Annotated in this window: 9 protein-coding genes; 6 read left to right on the forward strand and 3 right to left on the reverse strand. The window is 72.9% G+C overall.

The window, feature by feature from the left end; all coding sequences use genetic code 11:
- Nucleotides 1-377: 377 nt before the first annotated feature.
- The 4 genes from aceB to ACVCAH_RS10325 are packed head-to-tail and all read left to right on the forward strand — an operon-like array spanning nt 378 to nt 6123.
- Nucleotides 378-1961 carry a malate synthase A gene (gene aceB, locus ACVCAH_RS10310; protein WP_447135844.1) on the forward strand — a complete coding sequence of 528 codons (1584 nt, stop codon included), beginning with the start codon at nt 378-380 and terminating at the stop codon, nt 1959-1961.
- A gap of 28 nt (nt 1962-1989) precedes the next feature.
- Nucleotides 1990-3456 carry an FAD-linked oxidase C-terminal domain-containing protein gene (locus ACVCAH_RS10315; protein ID WP_447135845.1) on the forward strand — a complete coding sequence of 489 codons (1467 nt, stop codon included), beginning with the start codon at nt 1990-1992 and terminating at the stop codon, nt 3454-3456.
- Nucleotides 3456-4718, forward strand: coding sequence for an FAD-binding oxidoreductase (locus ACVCAH_RS10320; RefSeq protein WP_447135846.1), 1263 nt, complete (start codon nt 3456-3458; stop codon nt 4716-4718). Before ACVCAH_RS10315 ends, ACVCAH_RS10320 begins: the two co-directional genes overlap by 1 nt.
- Before the next feature lies 1 nt (nt 4719).
- Nucleotides 4720-6123 (forward strand): (Fe-S)-binding protein, encoded by a 1404-nt coding sequence (locus tag ACVCAH_RS10325; protein ID WP_447135847.1) that lies wholly within the window; start codon nt 4720-4722, stop codon nt 6121-6123.
- A gap of 56 nt (nt 6124-6179) precedes the next feature.
- Here ACVCAH_RS10325 and ACVCAH_RS10330 read toward each other — a convergent pair whose 3' ends face one another.
- Entirely contained in the window at nt 6180-7688 is a 1509-nt protein-coding gene (locus tag ACVCAH_RS10330; protein ID WP_447135848.1) for an Nramp family divalent metal transporter, read from the reverse strand.
- A 397-nt stretch (nt 7689-8085) separates the two neighbouring features.
- Between ACVCAH_RS10330 and ACVCAH_RS10335 the strand changes: the two genes are divergently transcribed.
- The gene (locus tag ACVCAH_RS10335) at nt 8086-8604 is read left to right on the forward strand and encodes a hypothetical protein (RefSeq protein WP_447135849.1); all 519 of its coding nucleotides are present in this window, start codon (nt 8086-8088) and stop codon (nt 8602-8604) included.
- Nucleotides 8605-8658: 54 nt separating this feature from the next.
- Here ACVCAH_RS10335 and ACVCAH_RS10340 read toward each other — a convergent pair whose 3' ends face one another.
- The gene (locus ACVCAH_RS10340) at nt 8659-9894 is read right to left on the reverse strand and encodes a M14 family zinc carboxypeptidase (protein WP_447135850.1); all 1236 of its coding nucleotides are present in this window, start codon (nt 9892-9894) and stop codon (nt 8659-8661) included.
- A gap of 361 nt (nt 9895-10255) precedes the next feature.
- Between ACVCAH_RS10340 and ACVCAH_RS10345 the strand changes: the two genes are divergently transcribed.
- A complete protein-coding gene (locus tag ACVCAH_RS10345) occupies nt 10256-12088 on the forward strand; it encodes an AMP-dependent synthetase/ligase (protein ID WP_447135851.1) in 1833 nt (610 codons plus the stop codon).
- A gap of 2 nt (nt 12089-12090) precedes the next feature.
- On the opposite strand, the gene ACVCAH_RS10350 is transcribed toward ACVCAH_RS10345, so the two are convergent.
- Complete coding sequence (locus ACVCAH_RS10350; protein WP_447135852.1) at nt 12091-12627, reverse strand: GNAT family N-acetyltransferase; 537 nt, start codon at nt 12625-12627, stop codon at nt 12091-12093.
- Between the last annotated feature and the right edge of the window lie 54 nt (nt 12628-12681).

The raw sequence follows: 12681 nt of genomic DNA on the forward strand, positions 1-12681 counted from the left end.
CCGCGGCGTAGCGGTGGGGTCGTGCGCGGAATCGCGCCGTGCGAGCGCCACGGGGCGGAACGAATCCGACCTGCGTCGACGGTGATCAACGCTCCCGGGCCGGTGGGTGGTGGGGAGCGCGTCCCGATGCGTCGACGGCGGAGGCGGGACAACCCCAGCCTACGCCTGTCCAGGCCGATCTGCTCGGCGCGGCCGCGACTGGGCCGAGGCTCACCCCGAGCGGCCCGACCACCCCGGCACCTCTCGCGGGCCGGTGACGCGTTGGAGGGAGCAGAGCGTTCCGCCACTCGCGGTCCGTCGACCTCAGCACTAGAGTCGGCAGCAGCATCCCGTGGATCGATCCGACTGCATCTTCCCTCGACGGTGAGGAGCGCGTCATGGGCATGCCCGACGGCGTGGAGCTGGCCGGCCCCCGGCACGACCGGTTCCAGGAGATCCTCACCCCGGAGGCGCTCGCCTTCCTCGGCGACCTGCACCGCTGTTTCGACGCCCGACGGCGGGAGCTGCTCGCCCGGCGGGCCGAACGCGAGGCCGCGCTGGCCGCCGGTGAGCTGCTGGACTTCCTGCCCGGGACGAAGCACGTCCGGGACGGCGAGTGGCGGGTGGCCCCGCCCGCGCCCGGGCTCGTCGACCGCCGGGTGGAGATCACCGGACCGACCGACGCGAAGATGACGATCAACGCTTTGAACTCGGGCGCGAAGGTCTGGCTCGCCGACCACGAGGACGCTAACACGCCACTGTGGGAGAACGTGATCGACGGCCAGCTCAACCTGCGCGGCGCTATCGACCGGAAGCTCTCGTTCACCGCCCCGGACGGCCGGCGGTACGCGCTGCACGACGGCGAGTTGGCGACCATCGTGTTCCGGCCCCGCGGCTGGCATCTGACTGAGAAGCACCTCCTGGTCGACGGCGAGCGCACCTCGGGCAGCCTGGTCGACGCCGGGCTGTACCTCTTCCACTGCGCCGCCCGGCAGCTCGAGCGCGGTTCCGGACCGTACTTCTACCTGCCGAAGCTGGAGAGCCACCTGGAGGCGCGGCTCTGGAACGACGTGTTCCTGTTCGCCCAGGAGCGGCTGGGCATCCCGCGCGGCACCATCCGCGCGACCGTGCTCATCGAGACCTACCCGGCGGCGTTCGAGATGGAGGAGATCCTCTACGAGCTGCGCGAGCACTCCGCCGGCCTCAACGCGGGGCGGTGGGACTTCATGTTCAGCGTGATCAAGAAGTTCCGCACCCGGGGCCGGGACTTCCTGCTGCCCGACCGGAACGCGGTGACGATGACCGCGCCGTTCATGCGCGCGTACACCGAGCTGCTGGTGCGTACCTGCCACCGGCGAGGTGCGCACGCGATCGGTGGCATGGCGGCGTTCATTCCCAGCCGGCGGGACCCGCAGGTGAACGAGACGGCGCTGGCGAAGGTCCGCGACGACAAGACCCGTGAGGCGGGCGACGGCTTCGACGGGTCCTGGGTGGCCCACCCCGACCTGGTGCCGGTCTGCCGCGAGGTGTTCGACGGCGTGCTCGGCGACCGGCCGCACCAGCTCGACCGCACCCGCGACGACGTACGGGTCACCGCGGCGCAGCTGCTGGACGTGCGGAGCACCCCGGGGCAGCGCACCGAGACGGGGCTGCGCAACGACATCAGCGTCGGCATCCAGTACCTCGCGAGCTGGCTGCGCGGCACCGGGGCGGTGGCCATCTTCAACCTGATGGAGGACGCCGCGACGGCCGAGATCTCCCGGTCGCAGGTGTGGCAGTGGCTGCACAACGACGTCACCCTCGACGACACCGGCGAGCAGGTCGACCGGGACCTCGTCGAGCGGCTCGCCGACGAGGAACTGGCGAACCTGCCGGGTGGCCCGGCCGACTACGCCGAGGCCCGGGCGCTGTTCATGGCGGTCGCCGTGGCCGACGAATTCGTGGACTTCCTGACCCTGCCCGCGTACGAGCGGATGCCCTGACCCCTACGGCCGCGACGGGAGGTCGGCGATGACCACGACGGACATCAGCGCCCTCGCCGCCGCGCTGCGGGCGGTGCTCGGCGACGCGCAGGTGATCAGCGACCGGCAGGAGCTGCGCACCTACGAGTGCGACGGGCTCGCCCAGTACAAGGTGGTGCCCGCCCTGGTCGCCCTGCCGCGTACCGCCGCCGGGTGCGCGGCAACGGTGCGGGCCTGCGTGGACGCCGGGGTGCCGTTCGTCGCCCGCGGCTCCGGCACCGGCCTGTCCGGCGGGGCGCTGCCGCACGCCGACGGGGTGCTCATCGTCACCTCGCAGATGCGGGCGATCCGGCAGGTCGCCCCGGCCGACGAGCGGGCCGTGGTCGAGCCCGGCGTGATCAACCTCCAGGTCACCCGGGCGGCCGCCCCGCACGGCTACTACTACGCCCCGGACCCGTCGAGCCAGCAGGTCTGCTCCATCGGCGGGAACGTGGCGGAGAACTCCGGCGGCGCGCACTGCCTGAAGTACGGCTTCACCACCAACCACGTCACCGGCCTGGAGGTGGTCACCCCGGACGGGGACCTGGTGCGCCTCGGCGGCCGGGCCCCGGACACCCCCGGCTACGACCTGCTCGGCGCCTTCGTCGGCTCCGAGGGGACGCTCGGCATCGCCACCGAGGTGACCGTGCGGCTGGTCCGGCTGCCCGAGTCGGTCCGTACGCTGCTCGCCGCCTTTCCCTCCACCGACGAGGCGGGGGCGGCGACCTCGGCCGTGATCGCGGCCGGGGTGGTGCCGGCGGCGATCGAGATGATGGACGCGCTCGCCATCTCCGCCGCCGAGGCGGCCGTGCGCTGCGGCTATCCCGCCGGCGCCGGAGCCGTGCTGATCGTCGAGCTGGACGGCCCGGCCGCCGAGGTCGACGCCCAGTTCGCCGACGTCGAGCGGCTCTGCCGCGACAACGGCGCCACCGAGATCCGGGTCGCCGCCGACGACGCCGAGCGGGCGCTGATCTGGAAGGGCCGCAAGTCGGCGTTCGCCGCGGTCGGCCGGATCAGCCCGGACTACATCGTCCAGGACGGGGTCATCCCGCGCACCGCGCTGCCCGAGGTGCTGCGCCGCATCGCGGAGATCTCCGCGCAGCGCGGCGTCCGGGTGGCCAACGTCTTCCACGCCGGCGACGGCAACCTGCACCCGCTGGTCCTCTTCGACGACAGCGTCGACGGCCAGGCCGAACAGGCGGAGGAGGTCTCCGGCGCCATCCTCGACCTCTGCATCGAGCACGGCGGTTCGATCACGGGTGAGCACGGCGTCGGCATGGACAAGGCGAAGTTCATGCCGCGCATGTACACCGACGACGACCTCGACACGATGCAGCTCCTCCGGTGCGCCTTCGACCCGCGCGGGCTGGCCAACCCGGGCAAGGTCTTTCCGACGCCACGGCTCTGCGGCGAGGTGCCCGGCCGCCGCCGCGGCGTCCACCCGTTGCAGCAGGCCGGTCTGGCGGAGGTGTTCTGATGCCCGACGACGTCCTGGCTGCCCTGCGTGCGGCGGCCGGCGGTCGCGACGCCGTCCGCCCGGCCGGCCCGGCCGACGCCGTGGCCGGCGTACCACCCCGCCACGTCGCCGCGCCCGGCTCCACCGAGGAGGTGGCCGCGCTGCTGCGGGCCGCCGCCGCCCGGGACCTCGCCGTGGTGGCCGAGGGCGGCCGCACCAAGCAGGACTGGGCCAACCCGCCGCGCCGGCTGGACCTGCTGGTCAGCACCCGCCGGCTCAGCGGCGTGGTGGAGCACGCGGCCGGGGACCTCATCGTCGTCGTCCGGGCCGGCACCCCGCTGACGGAACTGCGGGCCAAACTGGCCCCCGCCGGCCAGCAGTTGGCTCTGGACGCGCCGCTGCCACCCGGCGGGGGCGCGGCGACCGTCGGCGGCGTCGTCGCGACGAACACCAGCGGGCCGCGCCGGATGCGCTACGGCACCGTCCGTGACCTGCTGATCGGCGTCACCATGGTGCGCCCCGACGGGGTGGTGGCCCGCGCCGGCGGCAAGGTGGTGAAGAACGTCGCCGGCTACGACCTCGGCAAGCTCCTCACCGGCTCGTACGGCACCCTCGGCCTGATCACCGAGTGCGCGTTCCGGCTGCATCCGGTCCCCGCCGCCCGTGCCTGGCTGCGCCGCCGCGCCGCGGACGATGCCGAGGCGGGCCGCCTCGCCGCCGCCGTGCTCACCGCGCAGGTGGTGCCGAGCGCCCTGGAGGTCGACGCGACGCCCGACGGCGCGCTGGAGGTCGCCGTGCTGTTGGAGGGCACACCGGAGGGGGTCGCCGAGCGGGTCGCCACGACCCGGCGGCTGCTCGACGGCGGGACGGCCACCGACGACCCGCCGCCGTGGTGGTCGGCCTACCCGTGGCGGACGGGTGATGTCGGCCTGAAACTCACCGCCGCGCTCTCCGGCGTCCCGCGACTGCTCGCGGCGGCCCGCGACGCGCACCGGCGACACCGGCTGCCGCTGGCCGTCCGCGGGTCCGTGGGCACCGGCGTGCTCTACGGCGGCGTGACCGGCGCCGCGCCGCCTGAGGCGGTGGCCCGGGTCGTCGCGGACCTGCGCGCCGCGACGGCGGCGGTCGGCGGGCACGCCGTCGTGCTGACCGCGCCGGCCGCGGTGCGGGAGCGGGTCGACCTGTGGGGACCGGTCGACGGGCTCGAGTTGATGCACCGGGTCAAGGCGCAGTTCGACCCGGACGGGCGCCTCGCGCCCGGCCGCTTCGTCGGAGGGATCTGACATGGCCAGTGACCTTCCGGCCCAGCGCGGCGTCGCCCGGCCGAAGGGCAGCCGGGCGGGCAGCACTCCGCCGGACGTGCTGGGACCGGTCGCCGGGTCGCCCGGCGCGCCGGCCTTCGACGACCACCACCCGCCGAGCCGAGACCTGATCGACGACTGCGTGCACTGCGGCTTCTGCCTGCCCACCTGCCCCACGTACGTGCTGTGGGGGGAGGAGATGGATTCGCCGCGCGGGCGGATCTACCTGATGAAGGAAGGGCTCGACGGCGAGCCGCTGAGCGCGTCGATGGTGCGCCACTTCGACCGGTGCCTGGGCTGCATGGCCTGTGTGACCGCGTGCCCGTCCGGCGTCCGCTACGACCGGCTGATCGAGGACACCCGGCAGCAGGTGGAACACCGGCACCCCCGGACCCGCCGGGAGCGGCTGCTCCGGGCCGCCGTCTTCCGGGTGTTCCCGTACCCGCAGCGGCTGCGCCTGCTGCGCGGACCGTTGCGGGCGTACCAGGCCAGCGGCCTGCGGCGGCTGGTGCGCCGGACCGGGCTGCTGGGGCGCCTGGCGCCGACGCTCGCCACCCTCGAATCACTGGCACCCGCGCTGGGACGGCCGGCCCGGATCCCGACCCGGGTGCCGGCGAACGGCGCGCGGCGGGCCACCGTCGGCATGCTCACCGGCTGCGTGCAGCGGGCCTTCTTCCCCGAGGTGAACGCGGCCACCGCCCGGGTGCTCGCCGCCGAGGGGTGCGAGGTGGTCGTGGTCCCGGACCGGCAGGGCTGTTGCGGCGCGTTGAGCGTCCACAACGGACGGGCCGAGGAGGCGCGGCGCTTCGCCCGGGCGATGGTCGACGTCTTCGCCGCCGCCGGCATCGACTACTTCGTGGTCAACGCGGCGGGGTGCGGGTCGTCGTTGAAGGAGTACGGCGAACTGCTCCGGGACGACCCGGCGTACGCCGAGCGGGCGGCGGCGTTCGCCGCGAAGGTCCGCGACCTCTCCGAGGTGCTCGTCGAGCTGGGGCCGGTCGCCCGGCGGCACCCGCTGCCGGTGACCGTCGCCTACCACGACGCCTGCCACCTGGCGCACGCCCAGGGGGTGCGGGCCCAGCCCCGTGCCCTGCTGCGCGGGATACCCGGGCTGGAGCTGCGGGAGATCGCCGACCCGGAGATCTGCTGCGGATCGGCCGGTGTCTGGAACGTGCTCAACCCGGAGCCGGCGGCGCAACTCGGCGAACGCAAGGCCCGCGCCGTCCTGGCGACCGGCGCCGACCTGCTCGTCACCGCCAACCCCGGCTGCCTCCTGCAGGTCGCCGCCGCGGTCGCGCGGCTCGGCGGCACCGTCGCCCTCGCCCACACCGCCCAGGTGCTCGACGCGTCGATCCGCGCCCGACCGGTCACCGACCTGCTGCCGTGACGAAGGTGGCCCCGCCGGCCGCTGGCGCGACCGGAGGGGCCACCGGCGAACGGCGGTCAGAACGTGACCAGCGGGTCACCCACGAAGTCGGCGATGAAGTTGACGAAGAAGAAGCCGAAGAAAATGACATTGATGATGAGCAGTGCGTAGTGCCACGCCCGGGGGCGCGCCGCGCGGGGCAGTCTGCTGTTCAGGTAGATCAACATGAACGGGAAGATCAGTGCGCCCAGATTGGACATGTTCGCCGACCACTGGACCAGGCTGACGGGCAGCGCGAGGTGCAGGACGACCGCGATGATCACCAGCAGCATGAGCATGAACGGGTAGTAGAACCGGCGCGGGTCGCCCTCCAGCAGGCGGCGCAGCCGCGGACTCGTGGCGTGGGCGGCGTCGGTGGTCACCCGGACCATCGCCTCGAAGATGCCGAGTTGGGTGCTGAACAGGATGAGCACGCCGATCGCCAGCATGCCGTAGAACATCACCCGGCCGTACTCGGGCTCGAGTGCGGTGGCCACGAAGGTGGGCACCGTGGCGGTGGTCGGCGTCTCACCGGACAGCTCCACCGCCTGCGCCATCAGGATCGTGGGCAGCAGCATGCCCAGCATGGCGCCGACGAAGAAGATGCCCCACATGTCGGTGAGCAGCAGCCGGTACCACCGCTTCCACCGGGCGGCGTTGGCGGCGTCGTCGGGGAAGGTGACGCCGCTGGCCAGCAACTCCCGCCGATCGCCGCGCAGCCCGGAGATGTAGCCGGTGCGGTAGCCCATGCCGTAGCCCTTGTCCCGGTAGTGGCCCATCACGTACCAGTTCAGACCGGAGGCCAGCGCGGTGAAGCCGGCCAGCCCGCCCAACTGGGTCGCGGTGATGCCGGCCGGCGGCGCGGCGGGGGTGAAGAACCCGCGGATGCCCTCCCACCACAGGCTCCCCGGCACCACGAGCAGGGTGACGAACAGCAGCGCGACCAGGATCGTCCCGACCATCAGCCAGTTGGCCAGCTCCAGCGTCCGGCTGATCCGTCTGGCCGCCGCGGTGATGCCGAAGACCAGCAGCAGCAGGCCGATCGCCCAGAGCCTCGGCTCCTCGGCCCCGGCCGGCGGCACCGCGCCGTGGACCAGCGCGTACAGGCCCTGACCGGCGGACGCGGCCCAGCCGCCGGCGATGAACGCGAAGATGACCAGGAACACCGACAGCGGCACCCACAGCAGGTAGCCGGGGGGCACCCGTCCCCAACCGACGACGGGCGCCTCGCCGGTGGCCATCACGTACCGGGACGACTCGACGTTGTAGAACGTCTGCAGCACGGCCGACACGAGGATCACCCAGCCGACCCCGACGAAACCGAACTGGCCCACCGCCTGCGGGCCGAGCAGCCACTCCCCGCTGCCGATGGAGATGCCGAGCGCGATCAGGCTCGGGCCCAGCGCGTACTTGACCAGCTGCGGGAGCCCGAGCTTGCGAACGCCGAACACCTCTTCCGGCTCGGGCAGGTCTGCCACGGCGAGCGGAGGACGGCTCTTCCCCAGTTCATAGGTGCGGACGTCCGGGGCCTCAGTTACTTCGGTCATGAAGAACCTCCTTATGGGAAGGGCCCCCCTGATCAATCGTCATACTTCGTTAACCCGGAAGCAATAACCATGACGACGGCAGAAATCGCCCGAGTCCTTTTCGCAATCGCGAAGAGATCGCGGAGAACGATCCTGGCCGGCCGGGGCGCACCGCGACACCGGGCCGGTGACACGCGACCGGCCGCCGGCCCGATGCCCTGGCTCCGGCTGGTTCCGGCCGGTCAGTAGATAGGGATTTCCCCGATTCGTCGACGCCCGCCGGCAACTAGCGTCGAGCGTGCCGAGCCGCCCGGGGAGGCGGTGGCGGCGGGCCGACGGGGCGTGCCGGGCCGATCCGGCTCGGCGATGCGGGGTCCCGGCCGGCCGCTCCAGTGGCTGACGGAAGCGAGGGATGGTCATGCGGCGGTGGATTGCGCCAGCGGCGTTGTCGGTTGTGCTGGCCCTGACCGGGTGCGGTGGCCCGGACGAGCCGGAGGCGTCGCCCGGGTCGGCGGCGGACGCCGAGGGCGGCAGCGACGACAGCGTCCTCGACGGCGACGCGGCGGCCGTCGCGCGCCCGTCCTGCCCGTTCACCCCCGAGCGGGCTTCGGAGATCGTCGGGCGGACGATGCACGCCGACGGCAACTGCCTGTTCCGCGACGGCAACGGCGTCGCCATCCTGACCGTCACCCTCGCCTCCGAGCTGGCGGGTCAGACGACCTTCGACTACAGCAGGGAGCAGGCCGGAAAGCGGTTCGAGCGGGTGTCCGGAGTGGACAAGGGGGACCAGGGGTACCTCGCCGCCGGGGGAACCGAGGCCGAGGCCGTGGTGATCAGCGAGGCGGGCAGCTACACGGTGCAGATCAGCAGCTTCAGCGACGACGCCGCCGCCAACGAGGCGCTGCTGCGCAAGCTGGTCGACGCCATCCCCGCCTGACGCGGACGGCGGCCGCGGGAGCGATGACTCCCGCGGCCGCCGGTCGGTCGATCGTCAGTCGGCGGCGGTGTCCCAGCCGTAGTCGGGCAGGTCGAAGAAGTCGTCCCCGTCGACGCGGTCCACCGTGCCGTCGGCCAGGCCGCTGATCAGCGACTCCACCCCGGTGCGCACGCTCTCCACGAGCATGCCGTGCAGCTTCTGACCCAGGTCGTCCTGCTGTCCGCGCACCTCGAACAGCACCGTCCCGGTGCCGTTGAGGGCGAGCGCGGACCGGCCCTGGCCCGCGTACTCCCGGGCGTCGGGGTGGAAGTACCGGCCCACGGCGGCCAGCGGGGACTGGCTGCCGTAGTGCGCCTTGATGCCGTTGGCGACGGTGAGCGCGTACCGGCGGGACTTGTCCTGGTCCAGGGCCGGCCAGGCCGCCCGGTAGGCGGCGCCGTCGTTGACGCCGAGCGGCGGGTAGTCGAGTGAGACGGAGATCAGCTTGCCGTCCTGCTCGCCGCCGGTGAGCCGGTCGCACGGGCCCATGTGGTGCAGGTCGACGTACGCGTCGACGGCGCCCTTCTCCGCGCGCAGCCCGACGTACACGTCCCGGATGGCGCGCGACTCGGGGGAGAGGAAGAAGCCCGCGTCGGTCTCCCGGCCGGGCAGGTCGGCGGCCCGCGGCTGGTAGTCGAGGTCGGGGTTGAAGTCCCGGTTCAGGTCGTAGCCGGGCAGGTCGATGCCGTCCCCGCTGAGCCGGTGGTACCAGGCGCGCGGGGCGCCGGCCAGTTGCGGGAAGTCGGCCACGGTCTCGTCCCAGGACCGCACGTTCATCCGCCGGTTGAGTTCTCCGCCGTCGGGGTTGACCATCGGCATCGCCACGAAGGTGATCTCGTTCAGGACGCTGCGGGTGTGCGCGTCGCCGCTGCTGCCGAGCTGCTTGAGGATCCCGAGCAACGCCTCGGTGCCGGTGCGCTCGTTGCCGTGGATGGCGCTGGTGACCAGCAGCACCCTGTCGCCGGTGCCCACCCGGGCCGCCCACAGTTCCCGGCCCTGCGGTGAGTGTCCGACCACCTGGACGTCGACCCGCCCGCCGCTGGTCCGTTCGATCTGCGCCAGTTGCTGGCCGACCTGTTCGTGGTTGCTCCAGCCGGACCACGACGGGTCGTCGGCGGTCCGGCAGGTGCCCTGGCCGGGTCCCTCCGGGGCGGCGGAGACGGGTGGGGCGGCGAGGATCGAACCGGCCAGCGCCGTTACCGCGACGGCGGCCAGCGCCTTCCGAGGTCGGAGTGTCGTGTGGATCTGCACGCGTGCTCCTTTCGCGGGTCCACACCGCCGCCGGGCGCGGGTCGGATCAGGTGATGCCCGGGGGAGCGGACCACCGCTGGGTTCCGTCGATCCTTTCCGGCGGGTGGGTGGGAATGCAACGGAAACCTTCAAGTTTCTTGGCGTATGTGCAGATTTCCTACGAGTGACGAAGTGGCCACCCGATTCCGCGCCGGTGAAGCCGACAATCGTCCCACCCGCTGCGTCCCGGTACGAGAACGCCGGCCATGACGTTGCTCTTTCCGCCGTTCACCGCCGCCCGCGCCGCCGGCCGCGCCATGATGGCCGCGGAGCCAACCCGGCGGGCCCCGCGTGCCGACGACGGATGAACGGGGGAGTGGACGTGCAGGAGGTGTCGGTCGAACCCGTGACCGCCGAGGCCCGGATGGCGGGCCTGGCCGACATGGTGTGGGAGAACGCCCGCGCCGCTCCGGACGCTTTGCAGTTCCTGCGCCCGGACCCGGTTCCCCGGTCCTGGCCGGGGCCCCGTTCACTGCGCGCCGGCCCGCAGCCGGTGACCTGCCGCCAGTTCCGCGACGACGTGCTCGCCCTCGCCCGCGGCTTTCTCGCCGCCGGCATCGGCCACGGCGACCGGGTGGGCCTGATGAGCCGCACCCGATACGAGTGGACGCTCGTCGACTACGCCCTCTGGTCGATCGGCGCGGTCACGGTTCCGGTCTACGACACCTCCAGCGCCGAGCAGCTGAGCTGGATCCTGGCCGACTCGGGTGCGGTCGGCTGCGTGCTGGAGACCGCCGAGCACGCCGCGATCCTCGCCGGCGTCCGCGGTGACCTGCCGGCCCTGGGCACGGTGTGGCAGATCGAGGGCGGCGACCTCATCGCCCTGGCCGGGCAGGGCCGCGAGGTGGACGACGCCCGCGTCGACGCCCGTCGCGCCGCGGTGACCGGCGGAGATGTCGCGACCATCGTGTACACCAGCGGCACCACCGGACGGCCGAAGGGCTGCGCGCTGACCCACCGCAACATCCACTGTGACCTCGACGGCGCCACCGAAGTGCTGCGCGACCTGCTGCACCCCGACGCCTCGACGGTGTTGTTCCTGCCGTTGGCGCACTCGTTCGCCCGGCTGATCCAGGTCGGCATGGTGCACAGCCGCGCGACCATGGTGCACAGCGCCGAAATGGGCGGCGTCCTCGACCAGCTGCGGACGTTCCGCCCGACGTTCATCCTGGCCGTGCCACGGATGTTCGAGAAGGTGTACAACCGGGCCCGGCAGAAGGCCGACGAGGCGAACCGGGGGCGGTTGTTCGCCGCGGCCGACTGGGTGGCGGTCCGCTACAGCCACGCCCTGGACACCCCGCGCGGGCCGGGGCTGCTGCTGCGCCTGACGCATGCGGTCTTCGACGTCGTGGCGTACCGGAAGCTGCGCGCCGCCCTCGGCGGACGGTGCCGGATGGCCATCGTCGGCGGCGCCCCGCTCGCGGACCGGCTCGGGCACTTCTTCCGCGGTGCCGGGATGGCCCTGCTGGAGGGCTACGGGCTGACCGAGACCTCGCCGGCGCTGACCGTCAACCCGCCCTCGGCCATGCGGATCGGCACCGCCGGCCGCCCGGTGCCCGGCGCGCGGCTCCGGATCGACCCGGACGGCGAGATTCTCGCGCACGGCCCGATGGTCTTCCCCGGCTACTGGAACAACCCCGACGCCACCCGGGAGACGTTCACCAGCGACGGGTGGTTGCGGACCGGCGACCTGGGCAGCCTCGACGAGGACGGCTACCTGCGGATCACCGGCCGGAAGAAGGAGATCATGGTGACGGCGGCCGGGAAGAACCTCGCCCCGGCGCCGATCGAGGAGCAGATCCGCGAGCATCCCCTGATCAGCCAGGTCATGCTCGTCGGCGACCGCCGTCCGTACGTCGCCGCGCTGGTGACGGCCGACGAGCACGCCTGGTCGCGGTGGCGCGCCACCCAGGGGCTGCCCGACCTGCCCGTCGCCGAACTGCGCGACAGCCTGGAGCTGCGTGGCGAGATCCAGACCGCCATCGACCGGGCCAACGCCACGGTGTCCCGGGCGGAGCAGGTGAAGACCTTCCGGGTGCTGCCGCGGGACCTCACCGAGGCCGACGACGAGATCACTCCCACGCTGAAGATCAAGCGTGAGGTGGTGCAGGCGCACTTCGCGGATGACGTCGAGAGCCTGTACCAGGGTCACTGACCTCAGCTCGGCGGAGGAACATCCATCGCAACCTCGGACCGGAGCTTTAGGCTCCAGGTCTGCCCGGTCAGGTCGTGTCCGAAGCTGTGGTGGCGGGCCTCCGCCACGAGTTCGAAGCCGGCGGCCTGGTAGATCCGGCGAGCCGAGGTCAGCACGTCGTTGGTCCACAGGCTGAGCCGCCGGTAGCCGGCGGCGCGGGCGAAGCGCACGCACTCGTCCACCAGTCGTCGGCCGAGACCGAGGCCGCGGGCGGCCGGGTCGACCAGCAGGATGCGCAGCTTGGCGGTCTCGGCGTCCCCGGCGACGCAGAACACGCATCCGGCCCGCTCGCCGTCGACCTCGGCGATCCAGGCCGCGTTCCGGGCGGGGTCGCGGGCGGCGGCGTAGTCGGCCACGATCCGCGCCACCAGCGCCTCGAAGTCGGTGTCCCAGCCGAACTGCTCGGCGTACGTCTCACCGTGGGTCATCACCACCCAGCCCAGGTCGCCGGGCTCGCCCAGCCGCCTGATCGACGTGGTGCGCTCGTCCGTGCGGTCCATGCCCCCTCCGCTGGCCGTCGAACCACTGACACAACTGTTTCAGTCGGTTACGGT

The sequence above is a fragment of the Micromonospora sp. LZ34 genome (assembly GCF_052981855.1).